At 29.5% G+C, this 19,563-nt stretch carries 17 protein-coding genes; all 17 read left to right on the top strand.

Going from position 1 to position 19,563, the window contains the following annotated elements; all coding sequences use genetic code 11:
- The first annotated feature begins 2 nt into the window (after positions 1-2).
- Positions 3-1,172 (top strand): glycosyltransferase, encoded by a 1,170-nt coding sequence (locus B5F08_RS11415; RefSeq protein ID WP_087379515.1) that lies wholly within the window; start codon positions 3-5, stop codon positions 1,170-1,172.
- Positions 1,173-1,206: 34 nt separating this feature from the next.
- The gene (locus B5F08_RS11420) at positions 1,207-2,316 is read left to right on the top strand and encodes a glycosyltransferase family 4 protein (RefSeq protein WP_087379518.1); all 1,110 of its coding nucleotides are present in this window, start codon (positions 1,207-1,209) and stop codon (positions 2,314-2,316) included.
- A 98-nt stretch (positions 2,317-2,414) separates the two neighbouring features.
- Entirely contained in the window at positions 2,415-3,356 is a 942-nt protein-coding gene (locus B5F08_RS11425) for a glycosyltransferase family 2 protein (protein WP_087379521.1), read from the top strand.
- A 21-nt stretch (positions 3,357-3,377) separates the two neighbouring features.
- A complete protein-coding gene (locus B5F08_RS11430) occupies positions 3,378-4,589 on the top strand; it encodes an O-antigen ligase family protein (protein WP_087379524.1) in 1,212 nt (403 codons plus the stop codon).
- 13 nt (positions 4,590-4,602) lie between these two features.
- Complete coding sequence (locus B5F08_RS11435; RefSeq protein ID WP_087379527.1) at positions 4,603-5,769, top strand: glycosyltransferase; 1,167 nt, start codon at positions 4,603-4,605, stop codon at positions 5,767-5,769.
- On the top strand, positions 5,769-7,022 hold the full coding sequence (locus B5F08_RS11440; RefSeq protein WP_087379530.1) for a glycosyltransferase family 4 protein: 1,254 nt from the start codon (positions 5,769-5,771) through the stop codon (positions 7,020-7,022). Before B5F08_RS11435 ends, B5F08_RS11440 begins: the two co-directional genes overlap by 1 nt.
- Positions 7,023-7,029: 7 nt before the next feature.
- On the top strand, positions 7,030-7,953 hold the full coding sequence (locus B5F08_RS11445) for a hypothetical protein (protein ID WP_087379533.1): 924 nt from the start codon (positions 7,030-7,032) through the stop codon (positions 7,951-7,953).
- Complete coding sequence (locus B5F08_RS11450; protein WP_204245200.1) at positions 7,953-8,936, top strand: glycosyltransferase family 2 protein; 984 nt, start codon at positions 7,953-7,955, stop codon at positions 8,934-8,936. The genes B5F08_RS11445 and B5F08_RS11450 overlap by 1 nt, the downstream gene beginning before the upstream one ends.
- Positions 8,929-9,915: a glycosyltransferase gene (locus tag B5F08_RS11455; RefSeq protein WP_087379539.1), complete on the top strand. Its 987-nt coding sequence runs from the start codon at positions 8,929-8,931 to the stop codon at positions 9,913-9,915. The genes B5F08_RS11450 and B5F08_RS11455 overlap by 8 nt, the downstream gene beginning before the upstream one ends.
- 12 nt (positions 9,916-9,927) lie before the next feature.
- Positions 9,928-11,457 (top strand): lipopolysaccharide biosynthesis protein, encoded by a 1,530-nt coding sequence (locus tag B5F08_RS11460; RefSeq protein WP_087379543.1) that lies wholly within the window; start codon positions 9,928-9,930, stop codon positions 11,455-11,457.
- Positions 11,458-11,589: 132 nt separating this feature from the next.
- The gene (locus tag B5F08_RS11465) at positions 11,590-12,552 is read left to right on the top strand and encodes a hypothetical protein (protein ID WP_087379546.1); all 963 of its coding nucleotides are present in this window, start codon (positions 11,590-11,592) and stop codon (positions 12,550-12,552) included.
- A 187-nt stretch (positions 12,553-12,739) separates the two neighbouring features.
- Positions 12,740-13,786 (top strand): polysaccharide biosynthesis protein, encoded by a 1,047-nt coding sequence (locus B5F08_RS11470; RefSeq protein WP_087379549.1) that lies wholly within the window; start codon positions 12,740-12,742, stop codon positions 13,784-13,786.
- Position 13,787: 1 nt separating this feature from the next.
- Positions 13,788-14,981: a capsular polysaccharide biosynthesis protein CapF gene (locus B5F08_RS11475; RefSeq protein WP_087379551.1), complete on the top strand. Its 1,194-nt coding sequence runs from the start codon at positions 13,788-13,790 to the stop codon at positions 14,979-14,981.
- 3 nt (positions 14,982-14,984) lie between these two features.
- The gene (locus B5F08_RS11480) at positions 14,985-15,494 is read left to right on the top strand and encodes a PglD-related sugar-binding protein (RefSeq protein ID WP_087379554.1); all 510 of its coding nucleotides are present in this window, start codon (positions 14,985-14,987) and stop codon (positions 15,492-15,494) included.
- Positions 15,495-15,507: 13 nt separating this feature from the next.
- Positions 15,508-16,677 (top strand): non-hydrolyzing UDP-N-acetylglucosamine 2-epimerase, encoded by a 1,170-nt coding sequence (gene wecB, locus B5F08_RS11485; RefSeq protein ID WP_087379557.1) that lies wholly within the window; start codon positions 15,508-15,510, stop codon positions 16,675-16,677.
- Positions 16,678-16,702: 25 nt separating this feature from the next.
- Positions 16,703-17,770, top strand: coding sequence for an NAD-dependent epimerase/dehydratase family protein (locus B5F08_RS11490; RefSeq protein ID WP_087379560.1), 1,068 nt, complete (start codon positions 16,703-16,705; stop codon positions 17,768-17,770).
- A 137-nt stretch (positions 17,771-17,907) separates the two neighbouring features.
- Positions 17,908-19,092 (top strand): nucleotide sugar dehydrogenase, encoded by a 1,185-nt coding sequence (locus tag B5F08_RS11495; RefSeq protein WP_087379563.1) that lies wholly within the window; start codon positions 17,908-17,910, stop codon positions 19,090-19,092.
- The last annotated feature ends 471 nt before the right edge of the window (positions 19,093-19,563 follow it).

Here is a 19,563-nt window from a genome sequence, read left to right on the forward strand (position 1 = left end):
TAATGAAAATATTAATGATTAATTCTGTTTGTGGTATTCGAAGTACGGGAAGAATATGTACTGATCTAGCCGTTGAATTAGAGAAACAGGGTCATATTGTTAAAATTGCTTATGGGCGTGAAAATGTTCCAGAGCAATTTAAAAAGTATGCGGTAAGAATAGGAAATGAAATAGATGTTAGATTACATGCCATAAAAGCGCGAATGTTTGATTGTTCTGGTTTTTGTAGTAAAAGTGCTACGAGAAAATTTATTAAGTGGATGCAAGAATATGATCCTGATGTTATACACCTACATAATTTACATGGTTATTATATTAATATAGAAATGTTATTCAGATATTTAAAAAGTAGTAATAAAAAAATAGTCTGGACACTTCATGATTGTTGGCCATTCACTGGTCATTGTGCTCATTTTGACTTTATTGGTTGCAATAGATGGAAAGATGGATGCGGAAATTGTAAACAAAAAACAGAATACCCTTCTAGTTATTTTATGGATTCCTCAAATAAAAACTGGGAAAAGAAGAAAAAAATTTTTTCAGATATAAAAAATTTAACAGTTGTTGTTCCATCAAAATGGTTGAGAGGTTTAGTAGAAGAAAGTTTTTTAAAATCCTATCCAATTAAAGTTATAAATAACGGTATTGATTTGAATATTTTTAAGCCGACAGTAAGTGACTTTAAAAGAAATAAAAGCATTGAAGATAAAAAAGTTGTTTTGGGAGTAGCGAGTACTTGGAGTAAAAAAAAGGGAATCGATGATTTTTTTAAACTAAGAAATAGACTAGATTTAAACTATGTAATTGTTTTAGTTGGCATAAGTAAAGATGAAATCAAGAATGCGCCAAATGGAGTGCTATTAATTTCAAAGACAAATGATACTAAAGAGCTTGCTGAAATATACTCGGCTTCTGATTATTTTGTTAATATGACGTATGAAGATAATTATCCTACAACTAATCTAGAGGCTCAGGCATGTGGTACACCTTGTATTACGTATAGAACAGGCGGTAGCATAGAATCTGTTCCTAATCAAAATGTAGTTGATAAAGGTGATATATTAGATGTAGTGAATTTATTACAAAAACAACTTTCTTTAAATACATCTATATCTGATAGAAATGATATGTTAAGGAAATATATTGAATTATATTATAAGCAAAAAAATTAGAAAATTATTGTGTTAACAATGTGAGATGATAAGTTTGAAAGTACTATTTATTACAAATATTCCGTCACCATATAGAGTGAGTTTTTTTAATGAATTAGGCAAATATTGTAATTTGACTGTATTATTTGAAAAAAAGGCGTCTGAAGAAAGAAACGATTCATGGGAAAAATATGTATTTAAAAATTTTATAGGAATTTTTTTAAAAGGGAAGTCAGTTTCAGTAGATTCAGCATTTTGTCCAAGTGTAATAAAATATGTTAAGGATAAATCTTTTGACCATATTATATGCTCTACCTTTAGTTCTCCAACAGGAATACTGGCTATTGAATATATGAAGAGACATCATATAGCTTATTGGTTAGAAAGCGATGGCGGTATTGCAAAAAATGGGAAAGGATTTAAAGAAAAACTTAAAAAACACATTATTTCTGGCGCAAATGGTTATTTTAGTACTGGTAATGAGCACGATAATTATTATTTAGCATATGGGGCACGAAGGGAACAATTGCATAGATATCCTTTTACATCTCTATTAAAGAAAGATATTATTTCAGAACATATTTCTGAGAGTGAAAAAACAGATCTTCGCCGTAAATTGGGGATGAGTGAAGAAAAAATTATTCTTTCAGTAGGTAGATTTTCATACTTAAATGGTTATGGTAAAGGTTATGATGTGGTTATGAAAGTTGCATCTAGATTACCAAAAGAATATGGTTTCTATATAATTGGAGATAGCCCTACTGAAGAATTTATTAATATGAGAGAAAAATTGAAAGCAACAAATGTCCATTTTATTGATTTCAAGAATAAGAATGAGTTAAAACTATACTATAGGGCATCAGATTTATTTGTTTTAATGACAATATATGACGTTTGGGGTCTTGTGATTAATGAGGCCATGGCAAATGGGCTACCAATTATTACAACAGATAAATGTGTTGCAGGGCTTGAATTGATAAAAAATGGAGAAAATGGTTACATCGTGCCAGTTGGTGATGATGATGAATTAGAAAATAGAATTCTTGAAATTCTGTTAGATAAAGAATTATTAATTTATATGTCAAATAATAATCTAAAAAAAATACAGTCATATACTATTGAAAAAGTAACACAGGAACATTTAAGAATTCTAAATATTAAATAAAAACATAATCACCAAGGTTGTATTTATGTTTTCAGTATATTGTTTAAATTATATGTAAGATTGATTATATTTTTTAAATATCATAATAGGAGATAAATATGAAAACATTACCGGTATCTGTATTAATACCTACAATGAATAGGCCGCAATCACTAAAAAAAACTATTGCAGGATATATGGGTGGAAAGTATATACCAAAACAGATAATAGTTGTGGATCAAAGTAATGATAATAGAATAATCAAAGAAAATATAGCAATAATGAATGGTTATAAAGATGTTGCAGATATGATATATGTTTATCAAGAACAAGCATCATCAACAAAAGCTAGAAATACTGCCTTTCATAAAGCATCAGAAGAAATTATAATTTATTCTGATGACGATGTTGATATATATAGTGATACGATAAACAATGTTTATAAGTTAATGAGAGACGATTCATTAGCTATGATTGCAGGGATAGATGATAATATGTCTGAAAGTACCTCAAGGATAGGTTATTTCATTGGGACTAAATCAATTAAAAATAGGAATATTGGTCATATTACCTTATCGGTACTTGGTAGATTTCCAAATGGGAAAATTGATCACCCGATTGAGACTGTTTGGGCTATGGGTTTTTTCTTTGTGGTTAAAAAATCTATAATAAACAAATACAAGCTTACTTGGGATGAAAATTTTTCTGGTTATGCTTATGCGGAGGATTTGGATTTTACATATATGTATTATAAATGTTCGCTTAATGAAAACAAAAGATGTATTTTGACACCTCAAATACACGTGAAACATTTAGTTAGCCAAGAGTATAGAATACCAAATAGAAAAAGTACATTTATGTATGTTATTAATCGTTGGTATTTAAGTTATAAACATCATATGGGAGTATTGTCTAGATGTTCGATGCTCTGGTGTGATTTTTGTAAATTAATAATAAGAATAATATCTTGTGAAAGACCACTGGATTTATTACAAGCGATTTTATATGCTATAAAGAATCGAAAAAAACTTCAGAACGGATTTATTGATTATCCTATTTAATAAAAAGAAAGGGGAAATTTAATGAGTATGCAACGTGGGTATTCATTAAAATTAAGGGGAATAGATATGGCCATGTTGCTGTATTTGTCAACACTTCTTCTACCTATAGTTGACCAAACACTCAATACGTATTTGATTATTTTGTTGACTATGTTTTTGAATTTTATGTTTGTTGGGTATAATATAGATGTATTAAAAAATAAGTACACATATGCGCTATTATTGATTCCCTTAATTTCAACATTTGAAGATCTTTTATCTGGAACTAGTATTATTTTAGTTATATATCGTCTATTAAGAAAGACATTACTTGTTTTTGGTGGATTATATTATACTATGCCTGATAATAAACCATATAGAAAAATAGTGTATAATTGTGCAAAAATATTTCTTCTAATTACGGTAATTACATCTATTAATGTTCTACAAACTGATCCTTATGCTTCAAGAATTATGGCGACTATAGGAGACTCATCTGATAGTTATGCTATAACTATGAATATGAAAAATCTTGGAGGTTTTTCAATAGTATATTTATGTGTAGCCTTGATTCCGTTTTTAGTTTTCGAATTGAGAAATAGAAAGGGTTCAAAACTATTATCACTTTTTTTGCTTATAGGAATTTATATTTATATAATATCTTCTGCATATACTACTGCTCTGATTATAGGCACGATTGCACTTATTGCGAGTATTATTATTGGCAAAATAGAAAATCGAAAAACAATGTATTTGGTGATTTTGCTCATGGTTATAGTGATATGGTTTATAAGGTTTCCTATAGCGGATATGTTATATTCTGTTGGCGATAGTTTTGGTGGAATTGTTCAAAATAGACTAACTTATTTTGCTGATTCACTTATAGGAGTAGAAAATACGAGTGATGCGCAATTGAGAGTAGATTATTATACAAAAGCATGGGAAACATTTTTGAGACATCCTATCATAGGAGGTTTTATAATGGACGATGCAAAAATAAGCGGGCATTCTATTATTCTTGATATGATGGCAAGATATGGTTTAGTTGGAATTATGGCTCTTATTATATATTTTAAATCAATTTACGAAAAATTTTACAAAAGATTTAAATACATAAAAATAAATTCATATATCTTTATTACAATGATTGTTTGTATTGTTCTAGAGATTGTAAATCCTATTGATACTGCATTAGCTTTAATTTTTTTAGTTCCAATAGGAATGTTGAGTGTCATTGAAGATGCAAAAAGTTAGTTAGAAGGGGTTTATGGTGGAAATTTTTTATGTAAGTTCAGCTTGTCCTGAAAAATATTATAACGAGAAGTTTATTTCTGGAGAAATATGTAGTGGACAGCAAGCACAAAAATTTAATAATCTATTAATTCAGGGGTTAGGGAATGATAAAAAAACTACTGCAGTATGTGTTCCTCCTATTAGTATAAAAAATAAAAAGAAGTTTCATAGAGGGGTGCATATTATTGAGAATAAAGTTAATTATTATATTATTCCCCAAATTAATATTAAATTTATTAGAACTATTTCCAATACACTTGGATTATTTTTTAATTTGAGTAGATTGATATACAAAAAGAAAAAAGTTGTTTTGATTTGTGATTCGTACTCAATTTCTTGCTCTATGCTTACATATATTGTATCCAAAATCATGAGAGTAAAAAGTGTTGGTATAGTGACAGATTTGGCACAATTTCTTATACCAGGAACAAAGAAAGAAAAATTATTAAATTATTTATTAGAAAAATATGATGGATATATTATTCTTACAAAATACATAGATGATCTTATCAATGATCAAAAAAAACCGTCTATAGTAATTGAAGGTTCTTGTGACTACAGAATAGCAGAGCAATATTATCAAATGAGAAAATCTGAAAAAAAAATATGTATGTTTGCAGGTTCATTGACTAAATCTATTGGACTGGAATTATTTATTAAAGCGTTTATAGATGCAAATATTCCAGATGCTTTACTTTGCATCTATGGAGATGGTGAGTTAAAGGAATATATTATTGAAATAACTTCAAAATATAAAAATATTTTTTTTGGGGGTCAAATCACCAATGAAGAAATTGTAAAACTACAAATGGAAGCAACTGTTTTGATTAATCCGAGATTTACTAGTGTTGGATATGCAAAATATTCGTTTCCTTCTAAAGTAATAGAGTGCATGGCGTCTGGGACACCATTATTAACTACTAAATTAGCGGGAATTCCAGAAGAGTATTTTAATTACACTTATTGTATTGAAGATGACCAATATGTAAGTTATCTGAATAGTATAAAAAATGTTTTGGGACTCTCTGTAGATGAACTTGAAAAAAAAGGAAAAATGGCACAAAATTTTGTGATGAAAAATAAAACAAATATTATTCAAGGGAAAAAAATTATTGAGTGGATTGAAAAGGAAATTATATAATGAAAATTATGTTAGTATGTAGTGGACAAGTAAATAAAAATTTATTTCAATGTGCTAGCTGGGTAGAAGCGTTAATTGATAAAATTCAGGGTATTAAATCATATCAAATATTAGTATGTTATAGTTGTGTCTCTAAAACAATAGAACAAACATTAATATCAGGAGTTACATATATTGGTGTTCCTAGAAAAAGAGGAATTTATCGAGTGGATAGACAATCACAGTTGATATATGAGTCTATTATGACTCAATATAAGCCAGAAGTAATACATTTGTGTGGGACGGAATATCCATACTCTCTTGAAGTAGTAACTGCCGCTAAAAATAAAGGTATGCTTGAACATATTGTAGTTATTATACAAGGTTTGTGTTCAAAAATTGCAGAACACTATATGGATTGCATTCCTTGGTGGGTAAGATATGGTTTTACATTACGTGATTTTATTCGTTTTGATAATGTTTATATGCAGAAGAAAAAGATGGAAATTCGTGGTATGAATGAAATTAAAGCGTTGCGTCTTGTGAATAACATTTCAGGGCGAACAGAATGGGACTGTTCGTGTACATATTTAATTAACCCTAAAAGAAGATATTATAAATGTAACGAATTCCTTAGAGATATATTTTATCAAAAACAATGGAAATATGATGAATGTGAAAAGCATACATTATTTGTATCCCAGAGTTACTATACAATCAAAGGATTTGGAGTGCTTCTAGATGCAGTCGGATTGTTGCTCAAAGATTATCCAGATATAAAAATATATACAACAGGAACTCGTTTAAATCCAGAAGGACCAAATTGGAAAATAGATCTCTATACGGTGTATTTAAAGAAAAAGATTAGTAAAATGAATTTAGAAAATAGAGTTATTGGATGTGGCCAATTATCTGCGGAAGAAATGTGTAATAGATATTTGAAATGTAATGTTTTTGTTTCACCGTCTATGATTGAGAATTCTTCGAACTCGGTTGGTGAAGCAATGTTATTAGGATGTCCTATAATTTCTTCATATGTTGGCGGAATAACAGATTTTATTGTCCATAAACAAAATGGATATTTGTATCAGCCGAATGCAGCTTATATGCTTGCATATTACATAAGAAAAATATTTGAAAATAATGAAGAAACAATAAGACTAGCAAGTAATGCGAGAATGTCAGGAATGAAAGTATTTGATAGAATGCAAAATTTTGACGCCATAAAAAGAATGTATGAAGATATTGTTAGTATAACAAAAATTGGAGAGTGAAATAAATATGGATTTAGCACCAATAATAGTATTTGCATATAATCGTCCTGAGCATTTAATAAAAGTATTGGAAGCTCTTGCGAAAAATCCAGAAGCAATACATAGCGATTTGTTTGTGTTTATCGATGGTCCAAAGAATGAGGATGCGTTGACAAAACAAAAAGAAGTTTTGGGTGTTGCGGAAAGATTTAAAATAGGATATTTTAATGAGGTAAATATTTATTGTTCGAATAAAAACCGTGGATTATCTAAAGCTGTAATTAGTGGAGTGACGAATATTTTTGAGAAAAGTGATAAAGTTATTGTATTAGAAGATGATTCAATTCCAGATATTTTATTTTTAAAATACATGAATGAAGCTTTAGATTTTTATAAATCAAATAATTCAATTTGGTCAATAGGTGGATATACTCCGCCAATTAAGATTCCTATGGAATATAAATATGAAATAATAAAAACACAGCGATGTAGTAGTTATGCATGGGGGACTTGGAAAAATCGCTGGCAAAAAATCGATTGGAATGTAAAAGATTATGCTAAATTTCGATTTGACTTTATACAGAGAAAAAAGTTTAATTATTGGGGGAGTGACCGTTCTTCAATGTTAGATGATCAAATGAACCAACGAATTAATTCATGGGCGATTAGGTTTGATTATGCAATGTTTACTAATAATATGTACAATATTGTTCCTATATACTCACTTGTTAAAAATATTGGACATGATGGTAGTGGAACGCATAGCAGAACAAATTGTACTGCTGAAGATGATTTTTATGTGGACCTTAATAATCAGTATAAAGAAATAAATTTACAAAATGTTGAAGTAGATGAGAGAATTCGTTTGAATTTCATTAATTTTTTTAAATATGATAGAGTGGGTTTAATAAAAAGATATCTTAGTAATCTTTGGGTAAGTTGGAGGAAATGATGTTAAATAACAACCCTTTTTTTTCAATAGTTATACCAGTATATAATGTTGAACAATATGTAGGTGAGTGTTTAAACTCACTCATTTCTCAAACATTCGATGATATTGAGATTATATGTGTGATTGATGGCTCTACAGATAAATCGAAAGAGATTTGCGATTCTTATGCATTTATAGATCAACGAATAAAGATTATTTATCAAGAGAACCAAGGTGTATCAGCGGCGAGAAATAAAGGATTATACTGTGCCTTAGGAAAATATGTTCATTTTGTAGATCCGGATGATAGAATACATGATAAGGATGTATATGGAAGATTATATCAAGAACTATATAAGCGAAAAATAGATGTTGTTGTTGCAGGTTCTGTGTATTATACTGATATTTTTGATAAAAAAATGGAATTTGGTAAAATAGAACATAAAAAGAAACAGAACAGTAACAGTTTTGAGTTTATCTTAGAAAATAAATATTTTTTTGCACTTACAAGTGGTGTGAATAAGATATTTAGAAGAGATTTTTTGGTTAATAATAATATTTTATGGCCTTTAAATGTTACAAATGAAGATGATAGATGGTTGCCATTGGTAATGAATAATTGTAGAGAAATTTTATTCTTGCCCATATATATATATGATGTTCGTAGAAGGAGTGGTTCCTTAACTTCAATTAAAAGCAAGGATTGGTTGAAGAAACGAGGCAAAGGATATATGGATACAGCAAAAATAAATTGTAATTTAATTGAAAAAAGTAGTTTATCGAATATAGCAAAGTCGAATGGAATTTTGTACTATATGCAGTTATATTTTTGTGGACTAAAACAGTATCGAGATAATGGTGGAGTCGATTTTGGAGATATAACGATAATGAACTATATGAAATATGTTAAAAACAAGAAGATGAAAGCAATTTATTTTATTTCAAAAATTCTTGGTAAAAAATTTGCTTTTGATATTATGAAAAGGAGATATAAAATTGAATAACAGAAAACCTTTGGTTTCAGTGCTGATGTGTTCTTATAACCCTAATTTAAATTTTTTAAGAGAATCAATACAAAGCGTTTTAGATCAAAGTTATAAGTTTTTAGAGATAATTTTTGTTAACGATGGCTCAACTATAGATGGATTGGAAGATTTTATCAAATCTTTTAATGATAATAGAATAGTATTCGTTAATAATACTGAGAATAAAGGTCTTACAAAGTGCCTAAATCAAGGATTGAAGTATTGTCATGGAGAGTTTATTGCACGAATGGATGACGATGATATTTGCATGCCTCTTCGTATTGAAACGCAAGTAAATTTAATGTGCGAAGATGACAAAATAAATGTTTTGGGTACAGATACAGAGGTTTTTGGTAATGAATCCAGGTATTCGCACTATGTCTTGGCCGATACACGTGAAGAACAGCAAGTAGAATTATTTTTTAAAAATGTTGGTTTAGCTCATCCCACAGTCATGTTTCGTACAGATTTTTTAAAAAAGAATAATTTATCTTATGATGAAAGGTATGAAAAAGCACAAGATTATGGTCTTTGGGTTGATTGTACTTATTATGATCGTTTATATTGCATAGATAAAGTTTTATTAAAGTATAGAACGCATTCAAAGCAAGCATCACAGAGTAGCAGAGATAAACAGATTTGTGCAGAAAAAAAAATACGAATAAATCAACTTTGTCGTCTTGGTGTTAATCCAACAGAAAAGGAAGTAGAAATGCACCAAAATCTTTGTAACGGAAATATGATAGCAATGGTAAATGACTTTGATGCATTTGCAAAATGGATTAAAAAGCTAGTGAAAAATAATAAGAAAACTAATTATTTAGATAGAAAAGCGTTTAAAAGAAAACTAAAAAAATACTTTTTTTTAGTATGTATTAATTATATTAAAACACAGAATATCATAAAATTTGCTGAATTGTTTATTAAGAATATAAATACGTTCATTTTAATTGCTTAAAGGAGGATTAATTTGAGATCTCAAAATGTGTTAAAAAATGGAATCTGGGGAACAGTGTATCAGATTTCAAATATTTTTTTAGGATTTGTAGGACGAACAATTTTCATTTATTTTTTGAGTTCAGATTATTTAGGTATATCTAGCTTGTTTAGTAATATTTTAAACTTATTATCTTTAAGCGAATTAGGATTTTCATCAGCGATTGCATTTCATCTTTATAAGCCGATAGCAGAAAAAGATACCTATAAAATAGTAGGTATTATGAATTTTTATAAAGTTGCTTATCGAATTGTTGCTATTTTTGTATTGATTTTAGGATTAAGTATTCTTCCATTTTTAGGTTTCATTATAAAAGAATCTGAATTTACATTGTCATATATTAGAATTATTTATATTCTATCTATTGCTAATACAGTTTCTTCATATTTTTTTTCTTATAAATATACACTTGCTATTGCGGACCAGAAAAATTATATTTTAACAAATATCGATACAATATTTAGGTTTATTAATACGATAGCTAATATAATTGTATTAATTATATTTCGTGACTATATCATTTATGTAACAGTAGGTATAGTAGTAAATGTGTTTGCTGGATTTATAAAGGCAAGCTTAGTTTCAAAAAAATATCCTTATTTAAAAGAGAAAACGCAGATTGAACCTTTAGTCAGAAAAAAAATAATGAGTGATGTCAAAAATATTTTTGCTGGAAAAGTTTCTACAGTAATTGTGAGTTCAACAGATAATATTTTAATTTCAGCTATGATTAGTTTGAAAGTAGTAGGTTTATATTCTAATTACGCTATGTTAATTGGTTATGTACAAGCTTTTCTTACACAATTTATCACGGCAACACAAGCGAGTATTGGAAATATGATTGCTTCAGAATCAAAAGAATATGCATATACAGTAATGAAGCGATTAACAGTTATTTTTTATTTTGCAGTTTCTTTTTGTAGTGTTTGTCTATTTAATCTTCTTAATCCTTTTATTGAATTGTGGATTGGAGAATCCTATTTACTTGATATAAGCGTTGTTGGTTGGTGTATTGCTTCCTTTTATATACAATTAATTAAAACTCCAATTTGGTATTCATTGGGGGGAGTTGGATATTTTAAGGAAGATAGAAATATTTCAATAATTGGTGCAGTATCTAATTTGTTGATATCAGTTATTTGTGCTTATTTTTATGGTTTAAGCGGTATTTTTATGGGCACTGTATTTTCGCAATTAATTCAATGGATTTTAAAAACTAGACTATTTTTAATTTATTTTATTGGTACGAAATGTAAAGAATATTATTTATTGTCAACTCGTCTTTTATTGCAAACAATTTTTTTGTGTGGATTATCTTATGGAATTACAAGAATTATATTAATTGAAAATGATTTGTTTAGCTTTATAATTAAAATGATAGTATGCTTTGTAGTACCAAATATATTTAATTGTATTATTTATAGGAAATCAGAGGCTTTTCAGTACATAATTTCGCTGTTAAAACAAATTTTAAATAAATTTTCAAAAAAACATAAAGGATAAAAGGATTTTTATATTAATATTTTATTAATTTTTTATAGGTATTTATTTTTGAGAAAAAATTAATGATCATTAAATATGAGATTTTTAAAGTACAGAAGAGATCACTTTTTCTGAGAAAGGTAAGAATAGCAAATGAGTAAAAAATTAGTATTTGTTCCATTAGCATATAAAAGTAAGTATTCTATGTCTGCAAATATAAATACTGATAATGAAAATGGCATAATAATTTATTTGAAAAATGCGCTAGTATTATTAGTATCAATTCAAAGATACAATGCTGATGTACAAACTGCAGTCGTTACAAATTTTGAAATACCAGAAAACTTTAAAAAAATTTATAGACAAAATAATATTTTGATTTTTAATACAACTTTTGAAAATTATACAATGCCATCAGATTTTAAATGGTCACTAGCTTTCTTTAAGATTAAAGCATTAGAATATGTACTAAATGAACTAAATTATGATTTGTATTTAGAGTTAGACAGTGATGAAATCTGTATCAGTTCAATTAGTGATATGTGGTTGGAATTAGATGACAAAATATTGATGTTTGCTAGTAAATTTCGTTATAATCATAACACAAGATGTTTGTATAGTGATATTTACAGACAAATTTATGGAGAAACTTTAAATAATAATAAAAAAATTATAAAAACAGGAGGTGGTTTTATTGCAGGAAACAAAAAACAATTATCATTATTTATTAATGAGTGCGATGTTATATATTCTTTTTTAAGAAGTAATATAGAGAACATAGACAAAAACATTGGTGATGAATTGTATTCATCAATTTATTATGCAAAATATCCAGAAAAAGTAGGAGATGCAAGTCCATATATTGATGTATATTGGACTGGAAGTTTTTATTATGTATCAACTAACTATAAATTTGATGCAGTATCTTTAATACATTTGCCTGATGAAAAGCAATTTGGATTACTATATTTGTATGACTATTATATGAAAAAAGGTACTTTTCCCAATGAAAATATTATTTTTAAACTTCTTTCGTTTCCTAAATATAAAAAATCGTTTTCATTTAATAGACTATTGCAAAAAATAATAAAAAAGTTTGATAATAAACGATATTAAATTGATATAATATAGTCAAAAATTATTTATTTCATATTATATGCTCTTTCATATATTGGAATTTATTCAGTGTATAATCTGTAATTTAATGTGGTTCGAGTTGATGTGATTTTGTACAAACAAGCAGTTGTATATAAATAATATCATTTTGCTTACATTATTATAAAAAGTTGGAGGAAGATATATAATGAGTGTTTTTAAAAATAAAATATTATTAATTACTGGAGGAACAGGATCTTTTGGTAATGCTGTTTTAAATCGTTTTATGAATACAGATATCAAAGAAATAAGAGTTTTTTCTCGAGATGAAAAAAAACAAGATGATATGCGTCACGAGTATCAAGCTAAGATGCCTGAAGTTGCTGATAAGATTAAATTTTTTATTGGTGATGTTCGCGATATTCAATCTGTTAGAAATGCTATGGTAGGTGTTGATTATATTTTTCATGCAGCTGCCCTTAAACAGGTTCCATCTTGCGAATTCTTTCCTATGGAAGCAGTTAAGACAAATGTTATAGGAACTGAAAATGTTCTTACTGCTGCTATAGAAGCTGGTGTTAAATCGGTAATATGCCTTTCAACAGACAAGGCTGCTTATCCTGTAAATGCTATGGGTATAACAAAGGCTCTTGAAGAAAGGGTTGCTGTTGCAAAATCAAGAACAGTTTCACCTGAAAAAACAAAGATTTGCTGCACTCGTTATGGTAATGTTATGTGTAGCCGTGGTTCTGTTATTCCTTTGTGGATTGAACAGATTAAAAACGGAAACCCGATTACTATTACTGATCCAACTATGACAAGATTTATTATGTCTCTTGAAGAAGCGGTTGAACTTGTACTTTTTGCTTTTGAGAATGGCGAAAGCGGAGATATTATGGTTCAAAAAGCTCCTGCTTGTACTATCAAAACACAAGCTGAAGCTGTGTGTGAACTGTTTGGCGGAAACAAAGAGGATATTAAAATCATTGGTATAAGACACGGTGAGAAAATGTATGAAACCTTGCTTACCAATGAAGAGTGTGCAAAAGCTATCGATATGGGCAATTTTTATCGTGTACCGGCTGATAATAGAGGATTGAATTATGATAAGTACTTTACCGATGGTGATGCAGAAAGAAATACACTTACTGAGTTTAATTCTAATAATACAGAACTGCTCTCAGTAGAAGAAGTAAAAGAAAAGCTTCTCTCCTTACAGTATATAAGAGACGAGCTGGAAAAGATGGGTAGATAAGATGAATATTCTAATTACAGGTGCGAAAGGTTTTGTCGGTAAGAACCTTGTAGCTAATTTATACAATATAAAAAACGGAAAAAACAGGACAAGAAGTTTTTCTATTGATAATATATATGAATTTGACGTAGACACTGATATTTCCCTTTTGGATGAATATTGCCAAAATGCAGATTTTATATTTAATTTGGCAGGAGTTAATCGTCCACAAAACAACGAAGAGTTTATGAAGGGAAACTTTGGTTTTGCATCAACACTTATTGATATATTAAAAAAATATAATAATACCTGTCCTGTTGTACTTTCCAGCTCTATTCAGGCAACGCTTATTGGAAGATATGATAGTGATTATGGCAGAAGCAAAAAAGTAGGAGAAGAATTATTTTTTGATTATGCAAAGGAAACAGGTGCAAAAGTTTTTGTTTATCGTTTTCCTAACCTTTTCGGAAAGTGGTGTAGACCTAACTATAATTCTGCTGTTGCCACTTTTTGCAATAATATAGCCAACGACTTGCCTATTCAAGTAAACGACAGAAATATTCAACTTGAGTTGCTGTATATAGACGACTTGATAGAAGAAATGTTTGATGCAATTGAAGGAAAAGAACATCATTGCGAATTTAATGGAATAGAAACTGTTCTTAAAGATGATGGAAGATATTGCGCTGTTCCAAAAACTCACAAAGTTACTTTAGGCGAAATTGTTGACTTGTTAGAATCCTTTAAAAGTCAGCCACAAACATTGATAATGCCTAAGATACCAGATAATTCTTTTGCCAAGAAGCTTTATTCAACATTTCTTTCGTATTTGCCTAAAGAAAAAACTTCATTTCCTTTAAAGATGAACATTGATGATAGAGGAAGTTTCACTGAGCTATTGAAAACTACTGAGTGTGGGCAGTTTTCAGTTAATATCTCAAAACCCGGAATAACAAAAGGACAGCATTGGCATAATTCAAAATGGGAGTTTTTTATTGTAGTTGCGGGTCATGGTCTTATTCAGGAAAGAAAAATTGGCTCAGATGAAATAATAGAGTTTGAAGTTAGCGGAGATAAAATTGAAGCTATTCATATGCTTCCTGGATATACTCATAATATAATAAATCTTTCTGATACTGAAAATCTTGTAACAGTTATGTGGGCAAACGAGCAGTTTGATCCGAATCGTCCTGATACTTTTTTTGAGAAGGTGTAAAGATTGAAAAGACTTGTAATTCTTGGAGCGGGTGGTCACGGACAAACCGTGGCAGATGTGGCAGAACAGACTGGACTTTTTAGTGAAATTATATTTCTTGATGATAATTCAGAACTTGCATCAGGTAAATGTTCAGAATATAAGCTTTTTATAGATGATAATACAGTTGTGTATCCTGCATTTGGAAATAATGAAGCAAGACTTAATTGGGAAGAAGAATTTTTAAATAACGAAGTAAAACTCGCTAAAATAATTCATCCTACAGCATATATAAGCCCTAAAGCAGAAATTGCTGATGGTTGTGTAGTTTTTCCTAATGCAATAATTAACACAGATACAAAAATTGAAAGAGCTTGTATAATAAACTGTGGAGCGATTGTAGATCATGGTTGTGTTGTGGAAAAAGGAGTACATATTGGACCTGGAGCAATTGTGAAGGCTGAAAATAGAGTGCCTAAATGTATGAAGCTTGATGCAGGTGAAGTTATAAAACTTAGAGAATATCCGCTTTAATGGAGGAGTACGAATGGAGAACAAGGTTAGTTTTAAAAATAACGGTAAATTAAAGTTACTTATTATTGTTGGAACAAGACCTGAAATAATAAGACTTGCTGCGGTGATCAAGAAATGCAGAGTTTATTTTGATACTATACTTGCGCATACAGGTCAAAATTATGATTATAATCTTAACGGTGTATTTTTCCATGACCTTGAGCTTGATGATCCCGAGTATTATATGAATGCAGTGGGAAAAGATTTAGGTGAGACAATGGGCAATATTATTGCTAAGTCTTATGAACTTATGGTGGAAATAAAACCTGACGCCGTTCTTGTTTTAGGTGATACTAACAGTTGTCTTTCTGTCATTGGTGCAAAGAGACTTCATATTCCTATATTTCATATGGAAGCCGGAAATCGTTGTAAAGATGAGTGTTTGCCTGAAGAAACGAACAGAAGAATAGTAGATATAATTTCTGATGTTAATTTGGCATATTCTGAACACGCCAGAAGATATCTAGCTGATTGTGGATTGCCTAAGGAAAGAACATATGTTACAGGTTCACCTATGGCAGAGGTACTTCACAATAATTTGGAAAAAATTAAAGCCTCAAATGTTCATGAAAAGTTGGGATTGAAAAAAGGAAAGTATATTCTTCTTTCAGCTCATAGAGAGGAAAATATTGATACAGAGAAGAACTTCCTTTCACTCTTTAATGCGATAAATAAGATGGCTGAAAAGTATGATATGCCTATTCTCTATTCTTGTCATCCAAGATCAAAGAAGAGAATAGAGTCTACAGGTTTTAAACTTGATAAGAGAGTTATACAGCATGAACCTCTTGGTTTCCATGATTATAATTGCTTGCAGATGAATGCGTTTGCAGTTGTATCTGATTCAGGAACATTGCCGGAAGAGTCAAGTTTCTTTACAAGCGTAGGCTATCCATTTCCTGCGGTATGTATAAGAACATCTACTGAAAGACCAGAAGCATTGGATAAAGGTTGCTTTGTTCTTGCTGGTATAGACGGAGACAGTTTACTGCAAGCTGTTGATACAGCAGTTGAATTGAATAGAAGTGGTGACTATGGAATCCCTGTTCCCGATTATATTGAAGAAAATGTATCTACAAAGGTAGTTAAAATTATTCAGTCATATACAGGTGTAGTTAATAAAATGGTTTGGAGAAAATTTTGATTTCTATTTATAAAAGAGGATAGATATGAAGGATTATAATATAACAGGTAAAACTGTTTTGATTACAGGTTCTGCGGGTTTTATTGGGGCAAACTTAGCTTTAGAATTGTTACGTACATGTGAAGTTATAAATATTGTAGGAATAGATAATGTTAATGATTATTATGATGTTTCGATTAAAAATTACAGATTAGAAAAAATCGAAGAATTAGCAAAAACTAAGCCAATATCTTCTTGGAAATTTATTAATGAAAGTATATGTAATAAGGATAAAATTGATGCGATATTTAGTGAATATCATTTTGATATTGTAGTTAACCTTGCGGCACAAGCCGGTGTTCGTTATTCAATTACAAATCCAGATGCTTATATAGAATCAAATATAATTGGTTTTTACAATATTTTAGAAGCATGTCGTAAATATCCAATATCGCATTTAGTATATGCTTCGTCCTCATCGGTTTATGGTTCTAACAAAAAGATACCTTATTCTACAGAAGATAAAGTAGATAATCCAGTTTCTCTTTATGCTGCTACTAAAAAATCTAATGAACTGATGGCTCATGCATATAGTAAGCTTTATAATATTCCGTCAACAGGTCTTCGCTTTTTTACAGTTTATGGACCAGCAGGACGTCCAGATATGGCTTATTTTGGATTTACAAATAAATTGATAAAAGGTGAAACGGTTGAAATATTTAATTATGGCAACTGTAAAAGGGATTTTACTTATATTGACGATATTGTAAAGGGAATTATGATGGTTATCCAATCTCCACCTAAAAAAGAAAATGGTGAAGATGGATTGCCGATTCCCCCATATGCTTTGTATAATATCGGAAATAATAAACCTGAAAACTTGTTAGACTTTGTAACTATATTGCAAGAAGAATTAGTCAGAGCAGGTGTGCTACCAACTGATTATGATTTTGGGTCTCATAAAAAACTTGTTCCAATGCAACCAGGGGATGTAGCGATTACGTATGCAGATACTACGGCTTTAGAGAGAGATTTTGGTTTTAAACCAAATACAAGTCTTCGCCAAGGACTGCGAAACTTTGCAGAGTGGTATAAAGATTTTTATAATATCTAATTAGAATTATATATGATTGGATTCATATTACTATGGTTCAAACACATCTATAATTAAAGTCTTATATTAAGAAATATAGATGATAGGGAAGGAAGAATATATTATTTAATCTTACAAATTAAAGGAGAATGTATAATATGAAAATAGCAGTAGCAGGTACTGGTTATGTAGGACTTTCTATGGCAGTATTATTGTCACAGAATAATTCTGTGACGGCTGTAGATATTAATCCTGAAAAAGTCGAACTTATTAACAATAAAAAATCTCCGATTGTTGATAAAGAGATTGAAGAATATCTTTCATCGAAAACATTAAACCTTTTAGCAACAACAGATGGAGATAGTGCTTATTGTGATGCAGATTTTGTAATAATTTCAACACCTACAAATTATGATCCTAAAAAAAATTATTTTGATACTTCTAGTGTTGAAAGCGTAATTGAGCAAGTAATTTCAGTTAATCCGAATGCGATTATGATTATTAAATCTACAGTGCCAGTGGGTTATACTGAGAGTGTTAGAGAAAAATTTAGTTGTGATAATATTTTATTTAGTCCTGAATTTCTGAGAGAGGGACGAGCACTGTATGACAATTTATATCCCAGCAGAATAATTGTTGGTGTTCCGGTTAAAAATGTGAGATTGCATAAAGAAGCTGAAATATTTGCTAATCTATTGGAGGAAGGAGCGATAAAAGAAGAAATACCTGTTCTATTTATGAATCCAACTGAAGCTGAAGCAGTAAAACTTTTTGCTAATACTTATCTTGCTTTGCGCGTGAGTTTTTTTAATGAGTTAGATACTTATGCTGCAGTTAGAGGCCTTAATACAAAATCAATTATAGAAGGTGTTGGTCTCGATCCAAGAATAGGTAATCACTATAATAATCCGTCGTTTGGATATGGTGGCTATTGTTTGCCTAAAGATACAAAGCAATTATTAGCAAACTATAACAACGTCCCTCAAAATATTATTTCAGCGATTGTAGCAGCTAATTCTACTAGAAAAGATTTTATCGCAGATCAAATTATTGCAAAAAATCCGAAAGTTGTAGGAGTATACAGACTAACAATGAAATCTGGATCAGACAATTTTAGACAAAGTTCAATACAAGGAGTTATGAAAAGAATAAAGGCAAAGGGCATAGAAATTGTAATTTATGAACCAACCATGAAAGAAGATTCTTTTTATAATAGCAAAGTCATACGAAACCTTGATGAATTTAAAAATATATCAGATGTAATAATTGCCAATAGATATAATGATGATATAAAAGATGTTTTGGATAAAGTCTATACAAGAGATTTATATTTTAGAGATTAATTTAATGATAAATTAAAGGGAACAAATCAATACTCAAGTTAACAATTAAATATCAATGGTGCAAAGTATCAATATATGGAGTCTTTGCCAAATCTGCACCCAATGCATAATTCTGACAGTATTATGCATTGGGTGCATTTTTGTTGTCCGAAAATCCAGTAATAAAGCCAAAAATTGATACTTACGCGTAACGATTTATTTAGACAAAATAATGAAGTTTTTCTGATTAGAGTCATAAAATATGGTTATACCAATAAAAGTTTTATACTCGCTGTAACGATTTATACTAATCTGGTGTAAATCGGCGTGTTTGGTGCAAATTGTGGTAAAATAATGAATTTATATGGTGAAAAATACTGCTTGTGTACTCGCCGGAGTATAATTTAGTCGGGAAGAAATTGACCCACGCCTTAAAATCGGCTATCCTTTAAGTGTGTCGAATACTTGAAGGGAGATGGCCAAATGATAAGG

The organism is Anaeromassilibacillus sp. An172 (genome assembly GCF_002160515.1).
In the GTDB taxonomy this organism is placed as follows: Bacteria; Bacillota; Clostridia; order Oscillospirales; family Acutalibacteraceae; genus Limousia; species Limousia pullorum.

Coding starts and splice junctions, on each gene's coding strand:
- B5F08_RS11415 (WP_087379515.1), top strand. CDS start 3: ATGAAAATATTAATGATTAATTCTGTTTGTGGTATTCGAAGTACGGGA.
- B5F08_RS11425 (WP_087379521.1), top strand. CDS start 2,415: ATGAAAACATTACCGGTATCTGTATTAATACCTACAATGAATAGGCCG.
- B5F08_RS11430 (WP_087379524.1), top strand. CDS start 3,378: ATGAGTATGCAACGTGGGTATTCATTAAAATTAAGGGGAATAGATATG.
- B5F08_RS11435 (WP_087379527.1), top strand. CDS start 4,603: ATGGTGGAAATTTTTTATGTAAGTTCAGCTTGTCCTGAAAAATATTAT.
- B5F08_RS11440 (WP_087379530.1), top strand. CDS start 5,769: ATGAAAATTATGTTAGTATGTAGTGGACAAGTAAATAAAAATTTATTT.
- B5F08_RS11445 (WP_087379533.1), top strand. CDS start 7,030: ATGGATTTAGCACCAATAATAGTATTTGCATATAATCGTCCTGAGCAT.
- B5F08_RS11450 (WP_204245200.1), top strand. CDS start 7,953: ATGTTAAATAACAACCCTTTTTTTTCAATAGTTATACCAGTATATAAT.
- B5F08_RS11465 (WP_087379546.1), top strand. CDS start 11,590: ATGAGTAAAAAATTAGTATTTGTTCCATTAGCATATAAAAGTAAGTAT.
- B5F08_RS11470 (WP_087379549.1), top strand. CDS start 12,740: ATGAGTGTTTTTAAAAATAAAATATTATTAATTACTGGAGGAACAGGA.
- B5F08_RS11475 (WP_087379551.1), top strand. CDS start 13,788: ATGAATATTCTAATTACAGGTGCGAAAGGTTTTGTCGGTAAGAACCTT.
- wecB (WP_087379557.1), top strand. CDS start 15,508: ATGGAGAACAAGGTTAGTTTTAAAAATAACGGTAAATTAAAGTTACTT.
- B5F08_RS11490 (WP_087379560.1), top strand. CDS start 16,703: ATGAAGGATTATAATATAACAGGTAAAACTGTTTTGATTACAGGTTCT.
- B5F08_RS11495 (WP_087379563.1), top strand. CDS start 17,908: ATGAAAATAGCAGTAGCAGGTACTGGTTATGTAGGACTTTCTATGGCA.